Annotated in this window: 25 protein-coding genes; 17 read left to right on the top strand and 8 right to left on the bottom strand. The window is 72.3% G+C overall.

Features of this window, described 5'->3' with window-relative positions:
* Nucleotides 1–70 precede the first annotated feature (70 nt).
* Both SOM35_RS06625 and SOM35_RS06620 read left to right on the top strand, forming a co-directional pair.
* A complete protein-coding gene (locus SOM35_RS06625) occupies nucleotides 71–976 on the top strand; it encodes a helix-turn-helix transcriptional regulator (protein ID WP_320514797.1) in 906 nt (301 codons plus the stop codon).
* Nucleotides 973–2,166 (top strand): MFS transporter, encoded by a 1,194-nt coding sequence (locus tag SOM35_RS06620; RefSeq protein ID WP_320514796.1) that lies wholly within the window; start codon nucleotides 973–975, stop codon nucleotides 2,164–2,166. The genes SOM35_RS06625 and SOM35_RS06620 overlap by 4 nt, the downstream gene beginning before the upstream one ends.
* Before the next feature lie 67 nt (nucleotides 2,167–2,233).
* Here SOM35_RS06620 and SOM35_RS06615 read toward each other — a convergent pair whose 3' ends face one another.
* Both SOM35_RS06615 and SOM35_RS06610 read right to left on the bottom strand, forming a co-directional pair.
* Nucleotides 2,234–3,568: an LCP family protein gene (locus SOM35_RS06615; RefSeq protein WP_320514795.1), complete on the bottom strand. Its 1,335-nt coding sequence runs from the start codon at nucleotides 3,566–3,568 to the stop codon at nucleotides 2,234–2,236.
* Nucleotides 3,569–3,657: 89 nt separating this feature from the next.
* Entirely contained in the window at nucleotides 3,658–4,062 is a 405-nt protein-coding gene (locus SOM35_RS06610) for a MerR family transcriptional regulator (protein ID WP_320514794.1), read from the bottom strand.
* A gap of 95 nt (nucleotides 4,063–4,157) precedes the next feature.
* Here SOM35_RS06610 and SOM35_RS06605 point away from each other — a divergent pair, with 95 nt between their 5' ends.
* The gene (locus SOM35_RS06605) at nucleotides 4,158–4,859 is read left to right on the top strand and encodes an SDR family oxidoreductase (protein ID WP_111073347.1); all 702 of its coding nucleotides are present in this window, start codon (nucleotides 4,158–4,160) and stop codon (nucleotides 4,857–4,859) included.
* Between the two features lie 117 nt (nucleotides 4,860–4,976).
* Here SOM35_RS06605 and SOM35_RS06600 read toward each other — a convergent pair whose 3' ends face one another.
* From SOM35_RS06600 to SOM35_RS06590, 3 genes are read right to left on the bottom strand one after another with little or no spacing between them, the layout of a single operon-like run.
* Complete coding sequence (locus SOM35_RS06600; RefSeq protein WP_221851362.1) at nucleotides 4,977–5,822, bottom strand: carbohydrate ABC transporter permease; 846 nt, start codon at nucleotides 5,820–5,822, stop codon at nucleotides 4,977–4,979.
* A complete protein-coding gene (locus SOM35_RS06595) occupies nucleotides 5,822–6,772 on the bottom strand; it encodes a carbohydrate ABC transporter permease (RefSeq protein ID WP_253462983.1) in 951 nt (316 codons plus the stop codon). The genes SOM35_RS06600 and SOM35_RS06595 overlap by 1 nt, the downstream gene beginning before the upstream one ends.
* Nucleotides 6,773–6,782: 10 nt before the next feature.
* Nucleotides 6,783–8,123: an ABC transporter substrate-binding protein gene (locus SOM35_RS06590; protein WP_320514793.1), complete on the bottom strand. Its 1,341-nt coding sequence runs from the start codon at nucleotides 8,121–8,123 to the stop codon at nucleotides 6,783–6,785.
* Nucleotides 8,124–8,238: 115 nt separating this feature from the next.
* Here SOM35_RS06590 and SOM35_RS06585 point away from each other — a divergent pair, with 115 nt between their 5' ends.
* Complete coding sequence (locus tag SOM35_RS06585; protein ID WP_320514792.1) at nucleotides 8,239–9,090, top strand: DeoR/GlpR family DNA-binding transcription regulator; 852 nt, start codon at nucleotides 8,239–8,241, stop codon at nucleotides 9,088–9,090.
* Here the strand turns inward: SOM35_RS06585 and SOM35_RS06580 are convergent.
* Nucleotides 9,087–10,619, bottom strand: coding sequence for a glycoside hydrolase family 36 protein (locus SOM35_RS06580; protein WP_320514791.1), 1,533 nt, complete (start codon nucleotides 10,617–10,619; stop codon nucleotides 9,087–9,089). The two genes, SOM35_RS06585 and SOM35_RS06580, sit on opposite strands and share 4 nt — an antisense overlap.
* Nucleotides 10,620–10,757: 138 nt before the next feature.
* On the opposite strand from SOM35_RS06580, the gene SOM35_RS06575 reads away from it, so the two are divergent.
* Nucleotides 10,758–10,976, top strand: coding sequence for a hypothetical protein (locus SOM35_RS06575; RefSeq protein ID WP_181439108.1), 219 nt, complete (start codon nucleotides 10,758–10,760; stop codon nucleotides 10,974–10,976).
* 107 nt (nucleotides 10,977–11,083) lie between these two features.
* Entirely contained in the window at nucleotides 11,084–12,673 is a 1,590-nt protein-coding gene (locus SOM35_RS06570; protein WP_320514790.1) for a Na+/H+ antiporter, read from the top strand.
* Between the two features lie 13 nt (nucleotides 12,674–12,686).
* Here SOM35_RS06570 and SOM35_RS06565 read toward each other — a convergent pair whose 3' ends face one another.
* Entirely contained in the window at nucleotides 12,687–13,901 is a 1,215-nt protein-coding gene (locus SOM35_RS06565) for a DUF475 domain-containing protein (RefSeq protein ID WP_320514789.1), read from the bottom strand.
* Between the two features lie 172 nt (nucleotides 13,902–14,073).
* A complete protein-coding gene (locus SOM35_RS06560; RefSeq protein ID WP_320514788.1) occupies nucleotides 14,074–14,703 on the bottom strand; it encodes a metal ABC transporter ATP-binding protein in 630 nt (209 codons plus the stop codon).
* Between the two features lie 50 nt (nucleotides 14,704–14,753).
* On the opposite strand from SOM35_RS06560, the gene aztB reads away from it, so the two are divergent.
* The 11 genes from aztB to fliP all read left to right on the top strand — a co-directional run bounded on the left by aztB (nucleotide 14,754) and on the right by fliP (nucleotide 24,226).
* Complete coding sequence (gene aztB / locus SOM35_RS06555) at nucleotides 14,754–15,668, top strand: zinc ABC transporter permease AztB (protein ID WP_320514787.1); 915 nt, start codon at nucleotides 14,754–14,756, stop codon at nucleotides 15,666–15,668.
* Entirely contained in the window at nucleotides 15,593–16,804 is a 1,212-nt protein-coding gene (locus SOM35_RS06550; protein ID WP_320514786.1) for an ABC transporter, read from the top strand. Before aztB ends, SOM35_RS06550 begins: the two co-directional genes overlap by 76 nt.
* A complete protein-coding gene (aztC, locus tag SOM35_RS06545; RefSeq protein WP_414648559.1) occupies nucleotides 16,801–17,724 on the top strand; it encodes a zinc ABC transporter substrate-binding protein AztC in 924 nt (307 codons plus the stop codon). Before SOM35_RS06550 ends, aztC begins: the two co-directional genes overlap by 4 nt.
* A 26-nt stretch (nucleotides 17,725–17,750) precedes the next feature.
* On the top strand, nucleotides 17,751–18,980 hold the full coding sequence (locus tag SOM35_RS06540; protein ID WP_320514785.1) for a hypothetical protein: 1,230 nt from the start codon (nucleotides 17,751–17,753) through the stop codon (nucleotides 18,978–18,980).
* A gap of 181 nt (nucleotides 18,981–19,161) precedes the next feature.
* Nucleotides 19,162–19,443, top strand: coding sequence for a flagellar FlbD family protein (locus tag SOM35_RS06535; RefSeq protein WP_111073358.1), 282 nt, complete (start codon nucleotides 19,162–19,164; stop codon nucleotides 19,441–19,443).
* Nucleotide 19,444: 1 nt separating this feature from the next.
* Nucleotides 19,445–20,257: a motility protein A gene (locus tag SOM35_RS06530; protein ID WP_290156038.1), complete on the top strand. Its 813-nt coding sequence runs from the start codon at nucleotides 19,445–19,447 to the stop codon at nucleotides 20,255–20,257.
* A 2-nt stretch (nucleotides 20,258–20,259) separates the two neighbouring features.
* Nucleotides 20,260–21,189, top strand: a complete 930-nt coding sequence (locus SOM35_RS06525) for an OmpA/MotB family protein (protein WP_221851386.1) — start codon at nucleotides 20,260–20,262, stop codon at nucleotides 21,187–21,189.
* 68 nt (nucleotides 21,190–21,257) lie between these two features.
* Nucleotides 21,258–22,139, top strand: coding sequence for a flagellar motor switch protein FliM (locus SOM35_RS06520; RefSeq protein WP_253463001.1), 882 nt, complete (start codon nucleotides 21,258–21,260; stop codon nucleotides 22,137–22,139).
* Nucleotides 22,136–22,849, top strand: a complete 714-nt coding sequence (gene fliN / locus SOM35_RS06515) for a flagellar motor switch protein FliN (RefSeq protein ID WP_320514784.1) — start codon at nucleotides 22,136–22,138, stop codon at nucleotides 22,847–22,849. Before SOM35_RS06520 ends, fliN begins: the two co-directional genes overlap by 4 nt.
* Before the next feature lie 4 nt (nucleotides 22,850–22,853).
* Nucleotides 22,854–23,402: a FliO/MopB family protein gene (locus SOM35_RS06510; RefSeq protein WP_320514783.1), complete on the top strand. Its 549-nt coding sequence runs from the start codon at nucleotides 22,854–22,856 to the stop codon at nucleotides 23,400–23,402.
* Complete coding sequence (gene fliP, locus SOM35_RS06505) at nucleotides 23,399–24,226, top strand: flagellar type III secretion system pore protein FliP (RefSeq protein WP_221851393.1); 828 nt, start codon at nucleotides 23,399–23,401, stop codon at nucleotides 24,224–24,226. The genes SOM35_RS06510 and fliP overlap by 4 nt, the downstream gene beginning before the upstream one ends.
* Nucleotides 24,227–24,241 lie beyond the last annotated feature (15 nt).

Below are 24,241 nucleotides of genomic sequence, written 5' to 3'. Positions count from 1 at the left end.
CTACCGATGCCCGGGTGAGGTGGCACGACAGGGAACCCCTCCTCGGGAGGCCCGGCCGTACCGTGGGCGCATGCCGAACGAGAACGAGGTGCGGGACTTCCTGATGTCCCGCCGTGCCCGGATCACACCCGAATCGGTCGGCCTGCCGGGTGGACCCGGTCGACGCGTGCCCGGCCTCCGTCGTGGTGAGGTCGCCGTCCTCGCCGGGGTCAGCGCCGAGTACTACGCACGCATCGAACGCGGGAACCTGACCGGCGTCACCGACACGGTGCTCGACGCCGTCGCCCAGACCCTGCGGTTCGACGACTCCGAGCGGGCGCATCTGTTCGACCTGGCCCGGTCGGCGAACACGTCCCCGGTGCGCCGTGGTCGTCCGACGGCTCCGGCCTCCGTCCGCCCGGGCCTCCGCCACGCACTCGAGGCGATGCACGACGTCGTCGCCTTCGTCCAGAACACCCGACTCGACGTCGTCGCGATGAGTGACCTCGGCCGGGCGCTCCACAGCGACGTCATCTTGGCCGGTGGCGATCAGCCGAACTTCGCGCGCTTCGCGTTCCTGCACCAGGACCTGTCCCGTCGGCTCTACCCGGACTGGGAAGGAGCGGCGGACACCTCGGTCGCGATGCTGCGGACCGCGGCCGGACGACACCCGGACGACCGCGCCCTGCGGGACCTGATCGGTGAGCTCGCGACCCTCAGTCCGGAGTTCCGACAGAAGTGGGCGGCGCACGAGGTCCGGCTGCACACCCACGGCGTCAAGACGTTCCACCACCACGCGGTCGGCGACGTCCGGTTGCACTTCGAGAACCTGACGCCCGGGCTCGACGGCGAGCACAGCGTGATCGTCTACGCGGCGGAACCGGGCAGTGCGGACGCGGAGTCGTTGCAGCTGTTGGCGAGCTGGGCCGCGACCCGCTCGACGGACGCGAGCGGTGCCTCCCGGGCCGAGGACGTGACCCGCGACGGATCCCGGTGACGACCACCGCGCCCACCCCGACGACGACCGGCCACGCAGTCACCCGCATGCCCTGGGCGGCGCTGGTCGCCCTCGCTGCGATCGGCTTCCTGCTGCTGTCCGCCGAGACGATGCCCGCCGGACTGCTGCCGCTGATGGCCGGCGACCTGGGCGCCAGCGAGGGCGTCATCGGTCAGTTCATCAGCGTCTGGGCCCTCGGCACCGTCGTGGTCACTGTCCCCGCGATCACCCTGACCCGCGGGATCCGGCGGAAGCCGCTGCTGCTCACCTCGCTGACCTGCCTGGTGCTCGCGAACACGGTCACGGCGCTCTCGTCGGACGTCGTCCTGTCGCTCGTGTCCCGCTTCGTCGGCGGCGCGGCAACGGGGGTCCTGTGGGGGATGCTGGCCGCGTACGGGCGCCGGATCAGCCCGCCGACACGCGGCGGCCTGGCCCTGGCGGTCGTGTCGACGGGCGCACCGGTCGGCTTCGCGCTCGGCACACCACTCGGCGCCTGGGTCGGCGGCGTCCTGGACTGGCGGTGGTCGTTCGCCGGCATGTCACTGCTCGGCATCGTGCTGCTGGTCCTCGTCGTGCTGCTCGTGCCCGACGTCGCGGGGCAGGCAGCCGGTGGACGCCTGCCCCTACGACGGGTGTTCCTGCTGCCCGGGGTCCCGGTCGTCCTGGTCGTCATCGTCCTGTGGATGCTCGGCCACAACACGATCTACACCTACATCGCGCCGTTCCTCCGCGACACCGGGACCGGGCTCTCGGCGGACCTGGTGCTCCTGGTCTACGGCGTCTGCTCGATCGGTGGAGTCGCACTGGCGGCGGCGCTGATCGACCAGCACCCGAGGGGGCTGCTCTGGGCGAGCCTCGGCGGGTTCGTGTCCGCCGCGGTGTTGCTCCTCGTCGGACACGGGTCACCCGCGGTCGTGCTCGGTGCCGCCGTGCTCTGGGGGCTGACCTTCGGTGGAGCGTCGCCGCAGCTGCAGAGCGCCCTGACGAAGGCCGGCGGCTCCGAGTCGGACCTCGCCAACGCGTTCCTGCCGGTCGCGTTCAACCTGGCGATCTCCGCCGCGGGCCTGGTCGGAGCGCTGCTCCTGGGGTTCTCGGGTGGGCTGGTCCTCGCGGTGTTCATGGCCGTGCTCGGGGCCCTGGCACTGGCGGTGACGATGGTCTGCCGGGGGACCTTCGCCGCTCGCGGGTGACGGCCGCTCCGGTCACTGGGCGCGGCGGCTGGTGACCGGGGTCTGAGGCCCGGCCTCTGCGATCGGCCTAGTACTTCGACTTCGCCGCGCAGGTCACCGTGTCGGCGGTCTGCCCGGAGACCGAATCCGGCAGCTCGGCGGCGGACGCGCTCGGCCGGGGCGTCGCCGGAGCCGTCGTCGGGCTGCCGGCTGCGGGCGGGGTGGTGGTGCCCGACGCACTGGCCGGAGCCGACGGTGCCGCGGTGGGCGCGTCCGGATCGCGCACCGCCGAGCGGCCGAGGCTGTCCGGCGCGAGCTGCACCGCTTCGTCGGCCTGCAGCGCCGCGGTCAGGGTGGCGGCCGGCCCCTCGGAGACCAGGACGCGCGCTGGGTCGGCGGGGTCATCGACGACCGGGAACTGCAGGAACACCATGTTCGAGAGTCCGACGGTGTTCACGGCGAGGGCCAGGCGGGCCAGGGTCGCCGGGTCGTTCAGGGTGTCCGACAGCACCATGTTCTTGAAGGCCGTGTCGGCCAGCCGCAGCACCTTGGCCGGGTTGGTGAGTGTGCCGGCGGAGACGGTCTGGCGGGCCAGCGCCGACATGAAGGTCTGCTGGTTGCTGATGCGGCCGAGGTCACTCGCGTCACCGACGCCGTGCCGGGATCGGAGGAACGCGGCGGCCTCGGCGCCCTTGAGCTCCCGGTTGCCGGGCTGCAGGTCGAGCGCCGGCGTGACGTCGTCGTCTTTGATCGGGGTGGCGAGGCAGACCGTGACACCACCGACGGCGTCGGCCATCCGGACGACCCCGTCGAAGGTGATCTTGCCGGCGTAGGCGATCTGCAGGCCGGTGAGCTTGCCGATCGTGCTCGCGACGCAGGCCAGACCGTGCTTCTCGCCACCGCGGGAGAGCGCGGTGTTCAGCATCGCCGCGGACGATGCCGGTGTGACGGTGCCCTCGTCGTTCGTGCATGCCGGGATCGGGACGACGAGGTCGCGCGGGAAGCTGATGACCGACATGTTGGTGTGGTCGGCCGAGATGTGCACCAGGATGTTGGTGTCGTTGTTGCCGACACCGTTGCTCGCCTTCTGGTTCGCCGCGTCGTCGAACCCGGCACCCTGACCGTCGCGGGTGTCGGTCGCGACGAGCAGCATGTTCACTTCGCCGGACTGCGCCGTCAGTGCGGGCGCCTTCTTCGCCGTGGTGCCGGGCATCGCGAGCGAGACCGAGGGTTGCGCGTTCTGCAGGACCTGCCAGGTGGCGATGGCGGCGATCGAACCGGAGCCCACGACGGCGACGGCCGCGACGACGGCGATGCCACGCAGCACGAAGCCGAACGGACTGCGGCGGGGGAGTCTGCCGTGCCGCGTGGGCGGCGCCGGGGTCGTCGACTGTTCCGCGTGCGCTCGTCCGTCGTCCGACATGCATCTCCCAGGGTCGACCGAGAGGAGCCCCGGTCTCGCCATCATGCCGGACGGCGAGGCTCCCGACCGTCAAGACACCTGAGAGAACGTCAGGCGGCGGCTTCGGCGTCCTCAGGGAACGGGGTGGTCCGGAGCGTCGGGCAGTGCTCGGGGGTCGGGTGCTCGGAGATGTGGATGACCTCGTCGAGCCGGTCGCGCGCCGCCGTCAGCTCCGCCAGCTGCGTCGTGATGCGGTCGCGTTCCTGCACGAGCAGCGCGAAGGACTCGGGCGTCGCGGTCCCCGCGTCGACACAGGGCAGGAGCTGGACGATCGTGCGGCTCGGCAGTCCGGCGGCGAAGAGCTGCTGCACCAGGCGGACCCGGTCCACCGCCTCCGTCCCGTAGGTCCGCTGTCCACTGCCGGTGCGGGTGGCGGTGAGCATCCCCTGCTCCTCGTAGTACCGGAGGGAGCGGACGCTCACCCCGGTCCGGGCGGCGAGGTCCCCGATGCGCATGTCGTCTCCGTTCGGGCTTGCCCCTGACATTGATGTGAGGTCCTACCGTAACCGAGCCGCAGCGGGACGGACCCGTTCGGCGGAAGGACAACACCATGGACATCACCGGATCCGTCGCCCTCGTCACCGGGTCGAACCGCGGCATCGGACGCCACTTCGTCGAGCAGCTCCTGCAGCGCGGCGCGTCGAAGGTCTACGCCACGGCCCGTCGCCCCGAACTCGTCGACGTCCCCGGTGTCGAGGTGCTCGCTCTCGACATCACCGACCCGGCCTCGGTCGCGGCAGCCGCAGCGGCCGCTGGCGACGTCACGCTGCTCATCGACAACGCCGGCGTCCTGTCGTCCGGCTCGCTGCTGACCGACGACCTGGCGGACGCCCGGCGCGCGGTCGACACGCATCTGTGGGGAACGCTCGAGATGGTCCGGGCCTTCGCCCCCGTCATCGAGCGGAACGGCGGCGGCGCGATCGTCAACGTGCTCTCCGCACTCTCGTGGTTCTCGGCACCGGGTGCGGGTGGCTACGCCATCGCGAAGGCCGCCGAGTGGAACATGACCAACGCCGTCCGGCTCGAGCTCGCCGGCCGGGGCGTGACCGTGCAGGGTCTCCACCTCGGTGCCGCGGACACCGACATGATGGCCGGCTACGACGGCCCGATGACAGACCCGGCGGACGTCGTCCGCGCAGCCCTCGACGGCGTCGAGCGGGACGCCACCGAGGTGCTCGTCGACGACTGGACCCGCATGGTCAAGGCCTCCCTGGCGGGCGATCCGGTGGACTTCACGGCACAGATCGGCTGACCCGGTCAGGGTGGCCTGACCGGTTCCGGACCGGGGACACGACGGACGGGAGGCCCGTGGCGGCGCCGCCACGGGCCTCCCGTCCGTCGGGTGCGTCCGTCCGTCAGCGGCGGTCGGTCAGCCCTTGAGACCGGCGGAGGCCATCGTGGCGACGAACTGCTTCTGCGCGACGAGGAACAGCAGGATCAGCGGCAGGGTCGCGACGACGTTGCCGGCCATCAGCAGCGACCAGTCGGTGCGTCGGACCCCCTGGAAGTTCGTCAGGCCGAGCTGCAGCGTGAAGGCGTCCTCGTTGTTGATCGCGATGAGCGGCCAGACCAGGTCGTTCCACGAGCCGAGCAGCGTGAAGACCGCCAGGGTGGCGAGTGCCGGACGGGCGAGCGGCAGCACGATCCGGAAGAAGACCTGCAGGCGGCTGCAGCCGTCGATCATGCCGGCCTCCTCGAGTTCGGCGGGGAGCGAGAGGAAGAACTGGCGCATCAGGAAGATGCCGAACGCGGACGCCAGCCACGGCACGATCGCGGCGCCGAGGTGGTCGACGAGGTGTAGCCGCGCGAACATGACGTAGGTCGGGATCATGAGCAGCTGCGACGGGATCATGATCGTGGCGAGGACGGCCAGGAACCCGAAGGTGCGCCCGGGGAACCGCAGCCGGGCGAACCCGTACCCGGCGAGCGAGCACAGGACCAGGTGCGAGACGATCGCCGACGCCGAGACGATGACGGTGTTGAGCAGCCAGTGCAGGACGTCGCTCTCGGCGAAGAGCCGCTCGTAGCCGGACAGCGTGAAGTGCGTCGGGATGAACGCCGGCGGGAACTTGTTGATCTCCGACGCGGGCTCGAGCGACGTCGTGAACATCTCGATGAACGGCACCAGGAAGAGCAGCGAGATCGGCAGCAGCAACAGGTGCCAGGGGCTGAACGGCAGGCGGCGTCGTCGGGCGGTGGGCAGTCCGGTGGACATCAGGGCGTGCTCCTTCCGGCGCGACGCTGCGCGACCGTGACGATGACCGTGGTGACGAGGGTGAGGAAGAACAGGCCGTAGGCGATGGCGGAGCCGTAGCCGAACTGCAGGTTCTGGAACGCGACCTTCCACAGGTGGTAGACGATGGTCTGCGTCGCGTCGAGCGGCCCGCCCCGGGTGGTCGCGTAGACCAGGTCGAAGAGCTGCACCGCCTGCAGGGTCTGGTAGATCGCGACGAACGTGGTGACCGGTGTCAGCTGCGGCCACACGACCCGCCAGAAGGTCTGCCACGCGTTCGCGCCGTCGATGCGGGCGGCCTCGATCACCTCGCCGGGGACGTCCTGCAGCGCGGCGAGGTAGATCACCGTCGTGAACGCCGCCTGGCCCCAGAGGGACATCACGATGATGACGAGCATCGCCTCGCTCCGGTCCTCGAGCCAGCCCTGCTGCGGCAGGTGCAGGACCCGGAGGACGTTGTTGACGATGCCGAACTGTGGGCTGAACAGGTAGGTGGTGAGGATGCCGGTCGCTGCCGCGGAGGCCACGAACGGGACGAAGACGGCCGTGCGGTACAGCCCGATGAACCGGATCTTCCGGTTCAGGGCCACCGCGAGGAACAGCCCGAGCAACAGCGACGCCGGCACGAACAGGACCGTGTAGAGGCCGGTGTGCAGGACGGCGGCGCCGAGCGAGGCATCGGTCACCAGGTCCTGGTAGTTCTGCGTGCCGACCGGGGTGGCCGGGCTGAAGCCGTCCCAGCTCTGGAACGAGAGGACGAGCGCCCACACCCCGGGGAAGACCGTCAGGCCGAGGACGATGGCGAGCGCGGGGGCGACGAACCCCCACCCGGCTGCTGCCTCCCGCCGGGAGCGGGCGGACCGCCGCCGAGCCGCGGCCTTCGCGGCGGTCTGCTCCCGCGGCTTCGGAGGCTGGATCGTGGAGGTGGTCATGTCGTGGCTCCTAGCCCTGTCGCAGTGCCTTGTCGGCGGCGACGGTCGCCTGCCGCAGCGTCTCGGCGGGGGTGCCCTCGCCCTGGAGGACCCGGGCTACCCCGTTGCCGACGGCTTCGGACAGGCCGTTGTACCCGGGCACCGTCGGTCGGGCCTGCCGCGCGTTCGCGGAGTTGGCCTGCATGACGTCGAGCCCCGGCAGCGCGGCGACCTGCTTCCGGAACGCAGCGCTGGAGGTCTCGCTCGAGCGGAGCGGCAGGTTGCCGACGGCCACGTTGAACCGCTCGTCCTGCTCCGCCGAGGTCAGCCAGCGGGTGAACTCGGTCGCCCAGTGCGCACGGTTGACGTCCTCGTTGTCGAAGACGGTCCAGAGGTCCGGGCCGGACACCGTCTGGTGGTCGCCGTCGGTGCCCGGCAGCTGCACGACGCCGTACGAGGTCTTCGCGGTCTGCAGGGCGGAGAGCTGCCACGGCCCGGAGGTGATCATCCCGATCCGGTCGCTCGCGAAGAGCTGCGCGGCCTTCGTGTCCGTCTGGTCCAGGTAGACGCTGCGGTCGTCGACGGCCATGCCGCGGAGGAACGCGACCGCCCGCACACCGGCCTCCGAGTCGAACGCCGACCGTTCGCCGTCCTCACTGAGGATCGCGCCGCCGTTCTGCCACAGGTGCGGCCAGAGCTGCCAGGTCGTCTCCTCGCTGCCGGACACCGAGTAGCCGTACCCGTAGGTGTGGCTGTCGGTGTCGGTCAGCCGCTTCGCCGCGCGTCGGAAGTCGCTCCAGGTCCAGTCCGCGGTCGGGTAGGCGACACCGGCCCGGTCGAACACCGTCTTGTTGTAGAGCAGGGAGATGTTGTCGACGACGGCCGGGAACCCGATCACCTTGCCGCCGGTCGGCTGCGCGGTCGCCCGGGCCGCCGGCGAGAACTCGTCCCACCGCACCTCCGGGTCGGACACCACGTCCCGCAGGTCGAGCGTGCGACCGGAGCGTTCGAGTTGGCTGGCCCAGGACCCGAACGTGTAGGAGACGTCGGGGGAGTCGTGGCCGGCGAATGACGCCGCGAGCTTCTGCAGCAGTTCCTCCGTCGACGACGAGCCGGCGGACATGTCGATCGTGACGTTCGGGTGCTCGTCCTCGAACTCGGTGACGAGCCGCTGCAGGAGCTTCTCGGCCTGGTCGCTCTGCCCGGACCACATCGTGATGGTGACTGGCGCGTCGACGTCGAGCACGGTCGCGCCCGGGGTGGCGCAGCCGCTGAGCATCGTCGTCGTGACCGCGAGCGCGATCCCGAGGACGGCACCCCGCAGTCGTCTGGTCCGTGGTCGGCGGGGGGACGTGCGTCGTGGTGTCGGCACCGAGAACTCCTTCGTCGAACGGTGGGATGCGTCGTGGAGGCATACTGTGTGGTTTTGAGCAGTTGTCGCAACGAACGACCAGAAACGCGCAGTCCAGTTGAGCGAAAGGGAATCCGTGACGCACTTCCTCGAGTCCGCCCCGTCTCTGCAGTCCGGGTCGTCGAAGCGGTCCAGCCGCAAGATCGCGATCATCACGGCCGTCCGCGAACGTCGGAGCATGGGCCTGGATGACCTGGTCCGGGCGTTCGGCGTCTCCCCGGCCACGATCCGACGGGACCTCGCCGACCTCGAGGACCAGGGGCTCCTGGCCCGGACACACGGTGGAGCGCGGACGCTGCCGGCCGCGGAGGTGCCGGTCGGGTTGCGTGATGCGCAGTACCGCGAGGCGAAGACCCGCATCGCCCGGTGCGCCGCGACCCTGCTGCCCGAGGGGCCGTGCGTGGTGGCGATCGGCGGCGGCACCACCGCCGCCGGGGTTGCACGTGCCCTGATGTTCCGGAACGACCTGACCGTGGTCACGAACTCGGTGACGACGGCGTCCGAGATCGGCGGACGGCCGAACCTCACGGTGGTCGTCACCGGCGGTGTCGTCCGGGGACACTCCCTGGAACTCGTCGGGGCGCTGGCCGAGAGCACGTTCAACGCGGTGACCGTCGGGACGGCGATCCTCGGCATGGACGGCGTCAGCGCGGCGGGCGGGGCGACGACCCACGACGGCACCGAGGCGCGGACGAACAGCGTGATGGCACGGCGGGCCCAGCGGGTCGTCGTGGTCGCCGACTCGTCGAAGATCGGTCGCGTCACCACCGCCTGGGTCGCCGGGCTCGACGACGTCGACGACCTGGTCACGGACGACGCAGCGGACCCGGACGAGCTCGACCGCATCCGTCGGCACGGCGTCCGGGTGCACACCGTCGCGGTGCCCGGGCTCCCCGGTGCCCCGGTGACCGTGGGGTCACCGCACTAGCGGGGTCGCCGGTCGCGCTCCTCGGTCAGGTGTTCCCGACCCACACGGGCTTCGCGGACGACCGGGCCGAAGTCGACCGTCCGGCCGTCGACGACGAAGCGGTCCGGGCCTGCCGGCTCGACGACCGGGTCTCCGGTGAGGAACCGTCGGAGCGCCGCCTGCTCCCCGGCGTCGAGCCAGGCCACCGGGTCGGACGTCGACCGGAAGCCGGCAACGATCGCCAGGTCGACGCCGACCTGACGCTGCTCGGCGCTCATCGTCGTCTCGATCGACCGGAAGTACGCCACGTCGGGGTCGACCTGGTACAGCTCGTGCATCCAGAGCCGGGCGAGGGACGCCGTGGCGCCGTTCCGTCCGCCCTCGTGGCTCGGATCGGCGACGCTGCCGGGCGGTGCCCAGTCGGACGCCGTGTCCGGCCCGACCCGGACGCCGTCGAGGACCCCGACGGACGGCAGCATCGGCGCACCGCACCCGAGCAGGTACACGTCCGGCCCGGCGGCAGTACGGATCCGCTGCAGCGCCTCCCGGTACGCCCGTTCCCGCGGCACGTCCCGGTGTCGGACGCCCGGCAGGGCTCCGGCGTAGAGGAAGTCCAGCTTGAGGTAGCGGAAGCCCCACCCGACGACTGTCCGGACCACGGCGTCCAGGTGCTCCTGCACCGCAGGGTGGGTGGTGTCGAGCGCGAAGTAGTGCGAGTCCCAGTTGTACCCGGCGACCAGCGGACCGCCGCCCGGGTCCTGCATGAGCCAGTCGGGGTGCTCGGCCGCCGTCCGTGACCCGGGCAGGCAGATGAGCGGGGCGAGCCAGAGCCCCGGGCGCGACCCCCGAGCCGCGACCGTCGCCGCGGTGGCCGCCATGCCGGACGGGAAGCGGTCGTTCGGCACCCAGTCGCCGACGATATCCTCCCACCCGTCGTCGATCTGGACGACGTCCACCGGCAGGTCGCCGAGCCCGGCCGTCGCGTCGGCGATCAGCCCCTCGTCGATGTCCTCGAAGGACGAGTACCAGCTGCACCAGAGCGTCGACACGGGCGGCGCGGACGGGGTGCCGAGCCGGTCGCGCAGGAGTTCCGCGTAGCGGGCGAACACGGCGGCTTCGGCTCCGACGCCCAGGAACCACCCGTCGCCGTCGTCGGTCTCGACCGTGGCCCAGAGGCCCTTCGCTGTGCCGCCCACCCGCGGGGTGCCGAGGCCGAGCGCGCCGAGGAGCAGGGCCCGGCCGTCGGCCAGCCGCAGCGCGCCGAACCCGTTGCCCTCGTGCCGGTCCGGCGTGTCGTTCGCCGCGTCGTCCGCCGTGAGCCGTCGCTCGTCGTCGCCCCAGATGCGGAGCGGACTCTCGTCGAGCGGGGCCCAGCCGGTCGGCGACCACGAGTTCCAGCCGCCCCGGTGGAAGTCCGTCGCCCCGGTGCCGTGCGTGGCGAGCGCGACGTGCACGTCTCCCGGGTCGAGCAGCCATCCCAGCCGGGTCGCGACGACGCCCTCGCCGTCCGGTACCCCCGAGCCGTCGAAGTGCAGTTGCCTCGTCGCCATGGCCACGGTCCTTCCCTGCACCACGACCTGCGGCGCGCGACGATCGTAGGAGCCGCGGCGGCCCGGCCGACCGAACCGAGCACCGCGACTGCGCGGCAGCGGTCGGCCGGGCACGAGGTCCCGGGGGAGAATGAGGGCGTGGACGGTCAGGGACAGCAGCCGCGGTGGCGGAAGACGTGGTCGATGGTGCAGGTCGGCGTCTTGTCGGCCGCAGTGGTCGGGTGCATCGTGCTCCTGCTGACCGGCGACGGCACGCTCGACCGGGTCTACGCGGTCGCCCTCGTGTTCTTCGGCATCGCCCTGCTCGGGCACGTCACCTTCCTGGTGCTCACCGCACGCGCCGAACGCCAACGCTGAGCGCAACCGCCGAGCATCAGCGCTGAGCGGCGGCGCGCTCCGCACGGCGACGCTGCGCGGACGACCCGGACGTCCCCGCATCCACACCCTGCCAGGCTGGACTCCCCATGGAACTCATCGCGCCCGAACTCGTCGTCGTGCTCGTGGTCGCGATCGCCGTCGCCACCGCGGTCTCCGGCCGGCTGCGCGTCGCGCCCCCGGTCCTCCTGCTCGCCTTCGGCGCTGCGATCGCCTTCATCCCGGTGTTCGGCGAGGTTGAGCTGCCGGCCGACGCGGTGCTCCTGCTGTTCCTGCCGGCGTTGCTCTACTGGGAGAGCCTGACGATCTCGCTCCGGGAGATCCGCGCGAACCTCCGCGGCATCGTCCTGATGGGCACCCTGCTCGTCGTCCTCACCGCCGGCGGCGTCGCGACCCTGCTGCACCTGCTCGGCATGCCGTGGGGTCCGGCCTGGGTCCTCGGCGCCGCGGTCGCCCCGACGGACGCCACCGCCGTCGGCGCGCTCACCCGATCGCTGCCCCGGCGGAACACCACGGTCCTCCGTGCCGAGTCGCTGGTGAACGACGGCACGACCCTCGTCATCTACGGCATCGCCGTCGCGGTGACGGCGGGCGAGCAGGAGCTCACCGTCTGGAACGTCTCCGGCATGCTCGTCCTGTCCTACGTGGGCGGGATCGCGGCCGGGTTGCTCACCTCGTGGCTCGGCATGCTCGTCCTCCGTCGGATCCACGCGGTCGTGCTCGAGAACCTGTTGACGCTGCTCGTGCCGTTCGCCGCCTTCCTGCTGGCCGAGGCGGTCGGGTCCTCCGGAGTGCTCGCCGTCGTCGTCGCGGGGCTCGTCGTCAGCCAGGTCGCGCCGAAGCTGGACCGCGCCGAGACCCGCCAGCAGGTGCGGTCGTTCTGGTCGTTCGCGACGTTCCTGCTGAACGGCGCGCTGTTCGTGCTGGTCGGCATCGAGGCGACGATCTCGGTCCGCAACCTCGCCGGCAGCGAGATCGTCGTCGGCCTCGGTCTGATCGGCGCCGTGTCGGTCGCCGTCGTCGTGCTGCGGTTCGCGTTCCTCAACCTGTCGTGGGGCACGATTCGTCTCGTCACGCTGCGGACGGGAGGCTCACCCCGCGAAGGACACCGCGACCGGCTGGTCAGTGGGTTGACCGGTTTCCGCGGCGCCGTCTCGCTCGCCGCCGCCGTCGCCGTCCCGCGGGTGGTCGAGAGCGGTGGGGCGTTCCCGGACCGCGACCTCATCGTGTTCGTCACCGCGGGCGTCGTGGTGGTCACCATCGTCGGGCAGTCGCTCGTGCTGCCGGCCGTGGTGCGCTGGGCCGCGTTCGACGGCAGCGGTGAGGTGCTCGAGGAGCGCCGGTCGGCCGAGCGCACGGCGATCGAGGCGGCGCTCGACGCCCTGCCCCGACTCGCCCGGAAGACCGGGGCGGAGTCGGAGATCGTCGACCGGATCCGCGAGGACTACGAGGGCCACCTGGCGCTGGTGAAGGCCGAGGAGAGCGACGACGAGGAGCACCCGCTGCTCGTGCAGCGCGGGGCGGCCGTCGAACTCGAGCTCGCCCTCGTCCGGCTCAAGGCGGCGACCGTGCTGCGGCTGCGTGACCAGGGCGAGATCGACGACCTGGTCCTTCGCCAGGTCCGGGCCGAGTACGACGCCGAGGAGACCCGCCTGCTCCGGCTCGACCAGCGCGAGTAGCCGAGCCCACCGGTCACGACACCCCGTTCCCGTCCCGCCGAGCGGTCACGGATCGTCGTTCCCCGGCGGCGAGAGCGACGGTTCGTGACCGGTCGGCGGACGTCGCCCGCGCACGCCGCGCCCACGCCCGCCACGGCAGCGACGACGCCAGCGCCGCACCGATGACGACCGTGCCGAACCAGGCGACGAGGGTCCCCGGCACCGGCACGAGCAGGCTCATCCAGAGCAGCACCGCGAGCACCCCGAGCACGTACGCGGCCCCCGCCTTGAGGTACCGCAGCCGCCGCAGTCCGGCGGCCTGGTCGAGGTGCGAGGTCAGCCGGGCGAGGAACATCGCGCCGACGCCGATCGCCGCCGCCCCGACCGCGACCTGCTCGAGCGCCCCGAGGCCGTCCGTCCCGAGGACCCCCGAGCCGGACAGCGAGTACACGCCGTCCAGGATCTCGAACAGCATGAACACCACGAGCCCGCGCTCGAACACGACCGTCGACGCGTAGAGGTGGATGCGCCAGGCGTCGCGCCCGGTGCCGATCGAGCCGGTGTCCGAGCCGGCAGCCGGACGTCCCTGCAGTGCCCACCGCGCCAGCCGCTTCGACCCGAGGTACGCGGCGAGCCCGGCGAGCCCGCCGACCAGGACCGGCACGACCTGACCCAGCAGGACGGACGTCGGTCGCCCCTCCGCCGTGGCCGCGACCAGGACGGAGGTCAGGGTGACGCCGGTCGCTGCGGTGACCAGCGACCAGACGCGCGGCCGGGCGACGGCGGCGAGGCGGGCCTCCAGTCGGCCGAGCCAGGACTTGCGGGAGGCGCGGTCGGTGTTGAAGAGGTACTCGGCGAACACCAGCCAGATGAAGGCCGCACCGAACGCGGCGAGCGCGGGTCGGACCTCCTGCAGGTGGGCGGCGAAGGCGCCGGGGGCGAAGACGGCCTCGCCGACGGTGGCGGCGGGGTCCTCGGCGGACCCGACGACGACCGCGGCCGGTGGCAGCAGCAGGCGCATGGTGAGGACGCCGGCGACGATGCCGAGCGACAGGAACAGCCGTCTGGCGGGGGAGTGCAGGCGGCCGGCGATGCCGGCCATCGGGACCGACGAGTCGGCGGCCATCGCGATCTCGAGCACCGCGAGGGCGATGAAGGCGACCGCGGCGGCGGGACCGAGGACGACCCAGGCGAGGGCGGCCGCGACGACGGTGAGGGACAGGGGGACGGTCAGCAGGGATCTGGCCATCGCCCCATGGAGCGCTCCCGACCTGCGTCGGTGCTGGGGTGGGCCTGGGCAACGGCCTGGAGGAACGGGCCGGTTCCCCGGTCCGGGTGACGGCCCGTCCCCCCTTCCGCGGACCGGATGGGCAGCTGTCGCTGCGGTCGTGTCGTCCGGCGACCCCGCGGGAGTGCGACGGTCAGTGGAGTGCGCCGTCACGGAGTGCGAGCACGCGGTCCGCCGATGCCAGGGCAGCCGGTTCGTGGGCCGCGTGGACGACGACGACCCCGCGCTGCGCCTCGGTGGCGAGCGCGTCGAGCACCAGTCGGAGTGATCGGGCGTCGACGCCGGCGGTCGGTTCGTCGACCAGGAGGACCGGGGCGCGCTGGGCGAGGCCGGTCGCGACGAGGGTGCGTTGCCGTTGGCCGCCGGAGAGCTCGGCGAGCGGTCGGTCGGCGAGGTCGGCGAGTTCGAGTCGGTGCAGCTGGTCGTCGACGAGGTCGCGGTCCCGGCGGCCGAGCGGACGCCACCAGGGGAGGGTGCCCCACCTGCCCATCGTGACGGTGGCGCGCACGGTGAGCGGTGGCCCGGGGTCGGGGACGGTCTGGGCGACGTGCGCGACCCGGCCCGGTGTGGTGCCGCTGACCCGTCCCTCGGCGGTGGGCAGGGTGCCGGCGACGGCTTCGAGCAGGGTGGACTTGCCTGAGCCGTTCGCGCCGGCGACGACCGTGACGGTGCCGGCGTCGAAGTGCGCGTCGGTGCGGTGCAGGACGGTCCGGGGGCCGCGGCGGACGGTGACCGCGTGCAGTCGGACGGGCTCGTGGGGCATCTGAGGAGACTATCAGTAAGGAGAATCGTTTTCATGTAGCGTTCGGGACCGTGACCTGGCTGACCGATCCCTTCTCCGTCGACTTCATGCTCCGAGCCCTCGCCGCCGGGGCGACCGCCGCGGTGCTCTGCGCGGTCGTCGGCACGTGGGTGCTCGTCCGGGGGATGGCGTTCCTCGGCGAGGCGCTCGCACACGGCATGCTCCCCGGGGTCGCGGTCGCCACACTGACCGGTGTGCCGGCGGTCCTCGGCGCCGCGGTCAGTGCCGGCGTGATGGTGCTCGGTGTGCAGGCGCTCCGTCGACGTCGCGGGCTGTCGGTCGACACCGCGATCGGACTGCTCTTCGTCGGCATGCTCGCGCTCGGGGTGATCATCGTGTCCGGGTCGCGCTCCTTCGCCACCGACGTCACCGCGATCCTGTTCGGCGACGTGCTGGCCGTGACCACCACCGACGTCGTCACGCTGACCGTCGCGGCCGCCGTCGCCCTGGTCGTCACGGGCCTCTTCCACCGGTCCTTCACCGCCACCGCCTTCGACCCGCGGAAGGCCCGCACGCTGGGGCTGCGTCCACGGCTGGCGGAGGTGGTCCTCGTCGCCCTGGTGACCCTCGCGGTCGTGGCCTCGTACCGCGCCGTCGGCACGCTCCTGGTCGTCGGACTGCTCCTGGCCCCCGCGGCCGCCGCCCGGGCCTGGACCCGCGGCACCGCCCAGACGATGGTGCTCGGCACGGTCCTCGGGGTCGCGGCGGTCGCCACCGGGCTCCTCGTCTCGTGGCACGCCGGCACCGCGGCCGGCGCGAGCATCGCCCTCATCGCGATCGTCGCCGTGGCCGCCTCGCACGGACTCCGCCGTGCCGTCCAGCTCCTCGTCCCGAACCCCCGGAAGGAACCATGCACCACCTCCGCACCCACCCCGGCCGGATCGTCGGCCCGGCGTCCCTCGGCGTCGCAGCCACGCTCGTCCTGACCGCCTGCTCCCCGTCCGGTCCCCCCGGGGCGGAACACGGTGCGTCGTCGTCCGCGACGGCCGCCCCGCACGGCTTCGTCGCCGGCGCCACCGAAGCCCCGGAACCCCAGCTCCGGCTGGTCGTGGCGGACACCGACGGGCGGGTCGCGCTGCACGACCTGCTCACGGGGGAGTCCGATGCGCTCGACGCCGTCCCCGCACCGCGGCACGCGGCGACCGACGGACGCTTCCTCGTCACGAGCGACGGTTCCGGCTCCACGATCTTCGACGGCGGCTCGTGGACGGTCGACCACGGTGACCACACGCACTACTACGACGCCTCCGCCCGCGTCGTCGGCTCGCTCGACACGGGCGGCCCCCTGACCGTGGCGTCCTCCGAGACCGTCACGACCGTGGCGTGGCCGGACTCGGCGGCCGCCGTCGCGCTCGACCGTGCCGCACTCGGCCAGGGGGAGGTCCGGCCCACCGCGACCGTCGACGGCGCGGGGGTGCTCCTGCCGCTGGGCCCGTCCCTCGTCGCCGGCGACGCCGAGCTGGACCGCGTCGAGGTGCTCGCCGGTGACGGGCGGTCGACCGGCGTCGGGGCTGACTGTGCCGACCCCGCGGGTGGCATCACGACCCGCGTCGGTGCCGTGGTCGGGTGTGCCGACGGTGCCGTCCTCGTGACCGAGGACCCCGACGGCGGCGACCCCGTCGTCGAGACGATCGCCGCACCCGCCGGTCTGCCGCGCGCGACCGACTTCGCGAGCCGCACCGGTCGGCCGACGGTCGCCGCCCTCGCCGGGGACACCGGGTACTGGCTCCTCGACACACGCGAGCGCACCTGGGAGCACGTCCCGACCGAGCGTCCACTCGTGCAGGTGGTCGCGGTCGACGACGCCGACGAGCACGTCGTCGCCCTCGACACGGACGGGAGGATCGTGGTCTGGTCCGACGGGCAGCGGCACCGGGTCGAGACCGGACCGCTGGTCGCGCCCGCCGCGGACGCCACGCTGCAGCTCGACGCGCAGCGCGCCTACCTGGCGGACCCGGCGCGGTCCGTCGTGCACGAGATCGACTTCGCCGACGACGTGCGCCTCGCCCGGTCGATCGACGTCCCGGTCCGCCCCGACGTCCTCGCCGAGGTCGGCCGGTGACCCGGGTCCTGCGCGCCGCCCTCGCCACGGCCGCGGTGCTCGCGACGCTCGGAGCCGCGGGGTGCACCGCCGACGGCGGGGGTGACCGACCGCTCGTCGTCGTCACCACGAACATCCTCGGCGACGTCGTCGAGCAGGTCGTCGGCGAGAGCGCGGACGTCGAGGTGCTGATGTCCGCGGGTGCCGACCCGCACTCGTTCGAGGTCTCCGTCCAGCAGGCCGCGCGGATGCGTTCCGCCGACCTCGTGGTCGAGAACGGTCTGGGGCTCGAGGAGGGGGTGGCTCAGCACGTCCGGGCAGCCGAGACCGACGGCGCCCGGGTGTTCACGGCCGGGGACGCGATCGACGTGCTCGAGTGGACCACCGAGGACGCCAGCGGACCGGACCCGCACTTCTGGACCGACCCCGCGCGGATGCGGGCCGTCGTCGACGCACTCGGGACCGAGCTGCACGACGTCCCCGGGCTCGACGACGCCCGGCTCGACACGGCGCTGGACGACTACCGCGACGACCTGACCGACCTCGACCAGGACATGACGGCGGCCTTCGCGGCGCTGCCGGAGGACCGCCGGGCACTCGTGACGAACCACCACGTCTTCGGCTACCTCGCCGACCGGTTCGACTTCCGCGTCGTCGGAGCGGTGATCCCGAGCGGGACGACGCTGGCGTCCCCGAGTGCCGCCGACCTCCGTGACCTGGCCACGGCGATCGAGGACGCCGGCGTGCCCACGGTCTTCGTCGACGCCTCGCAACCGGCCCGACTCGCCGAGGTGCTGGCGGACGAGGCCGACGTCCACGTCCGGATCCGGTCCCTCGCCACCGAGTCGCTCAGCGCCGAGGGTCAGGGTGCCGCGACGTACCTGGAGATGATGCGGTCGAACACCGCGGCGATCGTCGACGGCCTGTCGGCTCGCACATGAGAATGAGAATCAATACAGTGTCGACCATGACGACGAAACGACTCCTCGCCCCGGCCGTGCTGCTCGGCACCGCCGCCCTGCTCCTCACCGGTTGCGCCAGCGCCGACCGTCCGGCGGGCACCCGCGCCTCGGACACCGCGACCACCGACCGCACGCGCACCGACCCCGCGCGCACCGACACCGGCCACCGCGTCACGCTGACCGTCGACGGCGGCCTGCTCGTCCTCGACCAGGACCTGCACGTCGTCGGCGAGCACGACGTCGACGGCTTCACCCGCGTCAACCCGGCCGGCGACGACCGGCACGTCCTGGTCACCGTGCCCGAGGGCTTCCGCGTCCTCGACACCGCCGCCGGCACGACCGGCGACACGGCCCTGACCGACCTCACGTTCCCGGCGGACACCGGCGGACACGTCGTCGTGCACGGTGACCGCACGGCGCTGTTCGCCGACGGCTCGGGCGACGTGACCACCTTCGACACCGCCGACCTCGGCACCGCCGTCGCGTCGGGGGAGCTGCCGGACGCCGACACGACCGAGTCCGAGGCCGCCCACCACGGCGTCGCGATCGAGCTCGAGGACGGCACGCTCCTCACCACGATCGGCACCGAGGAGTCCCGCTCCGGCGTCCGCGCGCTCGACGCCGACGGGCAGGAGACCGCCCGCAGCGAGGAGTGCCCCGACGTGCACGGCGAGGGCGCGGTGGCCGACGAGGTCGCCGTCTTCGGCTGCAGCGACGGTGCGCTCGTCTACCGGGACGGGGCGTTCGAGAAGCTCGACGCACCGACCGAGTACGGCCGCAGCGGCAACCTGTTCACGACCGAGACGTCGAGCATCGCCGTCGGTGACTTCAACGACGACCCGGACTCCGAGGGGTACCTGCTCGAGCAGGTGGCCCTCGTCGACGCTGCTGCCGGCGAGTACCGGGTCGCGGACCTGCCCGACGGCGTCGGCTTCACCTTCCGAGACCTCGGCCGTGGCCCCGGCGACTCGGCGGTCGTCCTCGGCAGCGACGGCGCCCTGCACGTCCTCGACGAGGAGACCGGGAAGTCCCTCGACACCATCCCGGTGATCGATGCGTGGGAGGGACCGGCCGAGTGGCAGGACGCCCACCCCGCGCTCAAGGTCGTCGATGGTATCGCCTACGTCACCGACCCGGCGGAGCGCCGCGTCACCGCGGTGGACCTCGAGACCGGCGACGTCGTCGCGACGAGCGACCGTCTGCCGGGCGTGCCGAACGAGATCGCGGTCGTCTGACCCACGGACCCGACCACCTGACGGACGGGAGGCCCGTGGCGACACCGCCACGCGCCTCCCGTCCGTTCTGCACTTACGGACCGGACGCGTCCGCCGATAGTGCGCACTGACCACCCACGGACGGGCGGTCGAACACCTGCCCCACGGACGGCGGCGGGTCGATCGAGAACCAGGACGGGCCATGATCGTCGTCACACGACTGAACGGCAGCGGATTCGCTGTGAACCCCGATCTCGTGGAGCGCATCCAGGAGACGCCGGACACGACGCTCATCATGGTCGACGGGGCGAAGTACATCGTCCGCGAGTCCCTGGCCGAGGTCATCGACCGCATCGCCACCTACCGGGCACGCATCGTCAGCATGGCGTACGGCACCGACCTGCCCATCGGCCGCGACGCCACCGGCCCGCAGCCGACGCTCGCGCCGGTCGCTCCGCTCCGCACGCAGGACGGGGGTCGCTGACGTGGACATCGCGACGATCGTCGGCATCCTCCTGGCCTTCGGCGCCCTCTTCGGCATGATCGAGATGGAGCACGTCGAGCTCGGCGGGCTGTTCCTCCCCGCGCCGATCCTGCTCGTGTTCGGCGCCACCATCGGCGCCGGGATCGCCAGCACCACGCTGAAGGACGCCCTCTCGGCGTTCAAGTCCGCCCCGAAGGCGTTCACGGGCAAGGTCACCCCGCCGCAGACCGTCATCGACGACGTCGTCGGGCTGGCCGAGACCGCCCGTTCGAACGGCCTGCTCGCGCTCGAACAGGAGGCCGACAAGCACGACGACCCGTTCATGAAGAAGGCGCTGCAGAACATCGCCGACGGCACCGACGGCGACGAGCTCCGGATCCTGCTCGAGGACGAGATCGAGTCGAACGCGGCACCGATGCGGAGCGCGAGCTCGTTCTTCATGGGACTCGGCGGATTCGCCCCGACCGTCGGCATCATCGGCACCGTCGTCTCGCTCACCCACGTCCTGGCGAACCTCGGCAAGCCGGACGAGCTCGGCCCGCTCATCGCCAGCGCCTTCGTGGCGACCCTCTGGGGCCTGCTCACCGCGAACTTCCTCTGGCTGCCGATCGGCGGCAAGCTCCGGAAGCTCGCACAGCTCGAGTCCGACCGGCAGACGCTGCTGATGGAGGGCCTCCTGGCCGTGCAGGCGGGCAGTCAGCCGCGTCTCCTCGGCGAGCGTCTCACCGCGATGGTCCCGCCGAGTGCGCGCGGGGACTCGGGCAAGGGCGCGAAGGCGAAGGCCGGCGCCGACGACCAGCAGCTGGCGGCCTGAGCATGAGCGCCAACCCCCGCGGCCGTGGACGCGGTCGCAAGAAGGGCGGCCACGACGAGGCCGAACACCCCGACGAGCGCTGGATGGCGTCGTACATGGACATGATCACGGTGCTGATGTGCATGTTCCTGGTGCTGTTCGCGATGTCGACCGTGGACCAGGAGAAGTACATCGCGCTGAAGAACTCGCTCGCCACCGGGTTCGGCGAGGTGAAGTCGCAGAAGGTCGACACCGCCTCCGGCACCGTCGTCACGAAGGACCAGGTCGAGGACGGTTCCGGCTACTCGGTCGACAAGGCCCAGGCCGACCACTCCACCGCGGCGTCGGGCACGAAGGACACCAACGTCGACCCGGCCTCGACCGTCGTCCCGGCCACCGCGACCAAGGCGGACGTCAAGGCGGCGCAGGCCGAACTCGACGACCTGAAGGCCATCGAGGCGGCGATCAAGGGCAACCTCGACAAGGCCGGGCAGTCGACGAACGTGCAGTTCACGGTCGACGCCCGCGGCCTCACCGTCCGGCTGATCGGCAGCGAGACGTACTTCGGCACGAACAGCGCCGACCTGTCCGACCAGGCGAAGCGGATCATGGACGCCATCGCCCCGGTCCTCCGCGGTGCCGACCACGACGTCAGCGTCGAGGGCCACGCCGACAGCCGGAACTCCACCGCCCCGTACGCCACGAACTGGGAGCTCAGTGCCGCCCGCGCCACCGGGGTGCTCCGCGACCTGGTCGAACGCGGCAGCATGCCGGCCGCCCGGATCCAGTCCGTCGGCTTCGGCTCCAGCCGGCCGCTCGCCAAGGGCAGCACCGACCAGGACCTCGCGCTCAACCGCCGGGTCGACATCGTGGTGCTGTCGAACGCCGACCAGGACGTCAGCGCCCTCATGCCGAGCCTGGCGAAGGCGCAGGACGGAGCCCGTTCCGGGTAGGCGCGACCGTCGCCCCAGAAGAGGGGCCAGAGCTGACGGCCGCTCTCCGGCGGCCGAGAGTACGACTCGTGACCGAGACCCTGACCGCGCCCGAGGTGTACGACTTCGCGCGCCCGTCGACGCTCGCTCGTGAGCACGCCCGGGTCCTCGAACTCGCCTTCGAGACGTTCGCCCGCCAGTGGGGCACGCAGCTGACCGCCAAGGTCCGTGTCCTCAGCCAGGTCACGTGCGAGCAGGTCGCGATGATGACCTACGACGAGTACGCCGCGTCGCTGCCCGCGCTCACCGGCATGGTGCTGCTGCCCATCGACGGCGTCGCCGCCAAGGGTGTCCTGCAGGTGCCGCTCGACGCCGCCCTGACGTGGGTCTCGCACTCGCTCGGCGCCTCGAAGCCGCTGCCGACGCCCGAGCGCACCTTCACCCCGATCGAGCAGGCCCTCGTGCGCCGCCTGGTCGAGGACGCGCTCGACGACCTCCGGTACTCGCTCGGCGGGCTGCTCGACCAGACCGTCACGGCCGGTGCCTTCCAGTTCAACAGCCAGTTCGCCCAGGCCGCGCAGAAGTCCGACCTGATGATCGTCGCGTCCTTCGAGATCCGCGTGGGGGAGCGCGTCGCCGCCGGCACCCTCGCGCTGCCCGCCGAGGCCGTCCTGCCGCAGCTCGTCGACCGGCCCGCCGACGTCTCCACCGCCGACGCGAAGGCCCTGCTCGACGCCCAGCTCGCGTCCGTGCCGGTCGGTGTCTCGCTGCGCTTCGCCCCGGCCACCGTCCTGCCGGCGCAGGTCCTCGGCCTCGCCGTCGGCGACGTGCTGCCGCTGCCGCACCCGCAGCACCGCCCGCTCACCATCTCCGTCGACGGTGAACCCGTCGGCACCGCCGCCGTCGGCGCGAACGGCTCGCGGCTCGCGGGCGTCGTCGTCACCACCACCGCATCGGAGCCGTCCGCATGACCGTCGTCACCTCCACCCTGCACACGACCGCCGCCGAGGCGCTCGCCAGCGCGCTGCCCACCGCCGTCCCGCTCGTCGCCGTCGCCCAGCCGGGAGGCCCGTCCGCCGACCTGCAGGCACGTGCCGCCGACGCCGTGGTCGCCTCCTTCGTCGGTGGCGTCTCGGCCGACCTCGCCGTGGTGCTGCTCGACCTCGCCGCGATCACCGCCGCCGGTGGCGTCGACTCCGGACTCGTGTCCGTCGCCGACGTGCTCCGGCCGTCGCTCGAGGCCGCGGTCGCCCCGCTCGGGGCCGGTGTGCTCGGCGAGGGTCGCCGCGACTCCGCCGTCGCGCTCGTCGCCGACCCGGAGGCCGTGGTGTTCGCCCTCACCGCCGCCGGGCAGCCGATGGGCTGGGTCGCGATCCGGATCCGCGAGAACGGCACGGTCGCCGAACCGGTCCCGGCCGCCCCGGTCCTGTCCGCCGGCAACCTCGGTCGCATCAACAGCGTCGAGATGACCCTCACCGTGGAGATCGGCCGCACCCGGATGTCGGTGCGCGACGTGCTCGGCATGGAGCCCGGCGCCGTCGTCGAACTCGACCGCTCGGCCGGTGCCCCCGCCGACGTGCTCCTCAACGGCCGACTCATCGCGCACGGCGAGGTCGTCGTCGTCGACCAGGACTACGCCGTCCGCATCACCAAGATCCTCGACGTCGCCGAGACGGTCTGACCCGGTGGACACGCTCGTCATCGCGCTCCGCGTCGCGCTCTCCCTCGGCGTGGTGCTCGCCCTCATGTGGGCGCTGCACCGACGCATGCAGAAGGGGCAGTTCGGCGCGGGACGCACCCGGGGGCGCCGTTCGGCGTCGCTCGAGGTCGTCGCCCGCCAGGGCATCGGCGGCAAGGCGAGCGTCGTCGTGGTGGACGTCGACGGACAGCGGCTCGTCCTCGGCGTGGCCGAGCACGGCGTGACCCTCCTCACGAGCGGCCAGGCGCCCGCGCCGGAGCTCACCATCGTGACGGGTCCGGTCGCGCTGCCGACGGCGGACGCGTTCCGTGCGGAACTGGACCGGCAGGACGAGGGTGGGGCGGGCCTCCCGTCCGACACCGCCGCAGCCCCAGCCGTGTCCGATGACGTCCTGCCGCTCCGGCCCCGAGGACGGCGTGCCGCACCGCGGACGAACCCGGTCGTCCCGACCGCCGCCCAGCTGCAGGGCTCGGTCCTCTCCGCGGACACCTGGCGCCAGGCGGCGTCGGCGCTCCGCTCCCGGCGGACCGGGTGAGCGCGGCCCGCACGGGTCGGCTCCTGCTGCTCGTCCTGCTCGGCGTGACCGTCGTGGCCGGGTACCTCATGCTCACCACGACCGGCGCGCACGCGGCCGGCGTCGTCCAGCCGACCGCGCCGACGGCACCGACCGCCCCGCCGACACCGTCCACCGGCGGCTTCAGCGTGAACGTGAACGGCCCGGACGGCACGCCGTCGTCGGCCGTCGTCACCCTCATCGGGATCACGCTGCTCAGCGTCGCCCCGGCCCTGCTGCTCATGATGACGTCGTTCACGAAGATCTTCGTCGTCCTCGCGATGACCCGGAACGCACTCGGCCTGCAGTCGATCCCGCCGAACCAGGTGATCGCCGGACTCGCCCTGTTCCTGTCCCTGTTCGTGATGGCGCCGGTGATCGGGCACGTCAACGACGACGCCCTGCAGCCGTACCTGGCCGGGCACCTCGACTTCCAGCAGGCCGTCGAGATCGGCACCAAGCCGCTCCGGACGTTCATGCTGCACCAGACCCGTGACGAGGACGTCGCCCTCATCACCCGGGCCGCCGGTCAGGCGAACCCGAAGGACCTGGCCGACGTGCCGATGACCACCGTGATCCCGGCGTTCATCATCTCCGAGCTCCGCAGCGCGTTCATCATCGGGTTCGTCATCTTCATCCCGTTCCTCGTCATCGACCTCGTCGTCTCCGCGGCGCTGATGTCGATGGGCATGATGATGCTCCCGCCGGTGATGATCTCGCTGCCGTTCAAGATCCTGCTGTTCGTCCTGGTGGACGGCTGGGGGCTCATCATCACGTCCCTCATCGAGAGCTACCACGTTGTCTAGCCGCACCACGTCCGG

It is taken from the genome of Curtobacterium sp. CFBP9011 (assembly GCF_034045095.1).
Classification (GTDB): Bacteria; Actinomycetota; Actinomycetes; order Actinomycetales; family Microbacteriaceae; genus Curtobacterium.
The sequence above is the reverse complement of the archived record's forward strand: the minus strand, read 5'-3'. Positions and strand labels throughout refer to the sequence as shown.

What these genes read in the sequence shown, in the direction of transcription:
- SOM35_RS06540 (WP_320514785.1), top strand. Translation starts at nt 17,751, where the DNA reads ATGACGACGAAACGACTCCTCGCCCCGGCCGTGCTGCTCGGCACCGCC.
- SOM35_RS06560 (WP_320514788.1), bottom strand. Translation starts at nt 14,703, where the DNA reads ATGCCCCACGAGCCCGTCCGACTGCACGCGGTCACCGTCCGCCGCGGC.
- SOM35_RS06600 (WP_221851362.1), bottom strand. Translation starts at nt 5,822, where the DNA reads ATGTCCACCGGACTGCCCACCGCCCGACGACGCCGCCTGCCGTTCAGC.
- SOM35_RS06580 (WP_320514791.1), bottom strand. Translation starts at nt 10,619, where the DNA reads ATGGCGACGAGGCAACTGCACTTCGACGGCTCGGGGGTACCGGACGGC.
- SOM35_RS06525 (WP_221851386.1), top strand. Translation starts at nt 20,260, where the DNA reads ATGAGCGCCAACCCCCGCGGCCGTGGACGCGGTCGCAAGAAGGGCGGC.
- SOM35_RS06605 (WP_111073347.1), top strand. Translation starts at nt 4,158, where the DNA reads ATGGACATCACCGGATCCGTCGCCCTCGTCACCGGGTCGAACCGCGGC.
- fliN (WP_320514784.1), top strand. Translation starts at nt 22,136, where the DNA reads ATGACCGTCGTCACCTCCACCCTGCACACGACCGCCGCCGAGGCGCTC.
- SOM35_RS06625 (WP_320514797.1), top strand. Translation starts at nt 71, where the DNA reads ATGCCGAACGAGAACGAGGTGCGGGACTTCCTGATGTCCCGCCGTGCC.
- SOM35_RS06610 (WP_320514794.1), bottom strand. Translation starts at nt 4,062, where the DNA reads ATGCGCATCGGGGACCTCGCCGCCCGGACCGGGGTGAGCGTCCGCTCC.
- SOM35_RS06615 (WP_320514795.1), bottom strand. Translation starts at nt 3,568, where the DNA reads ATGTCGGACGACGGACGAGCGCACGCGGAACAGTCGACGACCCCGGCG.
- SOM35_RS06535 (WP_111073358.1), top strand. Translation starts at nt 19,162, where the DNA reads ATGATCGTCGTCACACGACTGAACGGCAGCGGATTCGCTGTGAACCCC.
- SOM35_RS06565 (WP_320514789.1), bottom strand. Translation starts at nt 13,901, where the DNA reads ATGGCCAGATCCCTGCTGACCGTCCCCCTGTCCCTCACCGTCGTCGCG.
- SOM35_RS06570 (WP_320514790.1), top strand. Translation starts at nt 11,084, where the DNA reads ATGGAACTCATCGCGCCCGAACTCGTCGTCGTGCTCGTGGTCGCGATC.
- SOM35_RS06595 (WP_253462983.1), bottom strand. Translation starts at nt 6,772, where the DNA reads ATGACCACCTCCACGATCCAGCCTCCGAAGCCGCGGGAGCAGACCGCC.
- SOM35_RS06550 (WP_320514786.1), top strand. Translation starts at nt 15,593, where the DNA reads ATGCACCACCTCCGCACCCACCCCGGCCGGATCGTCGGCCCGGCGTCC.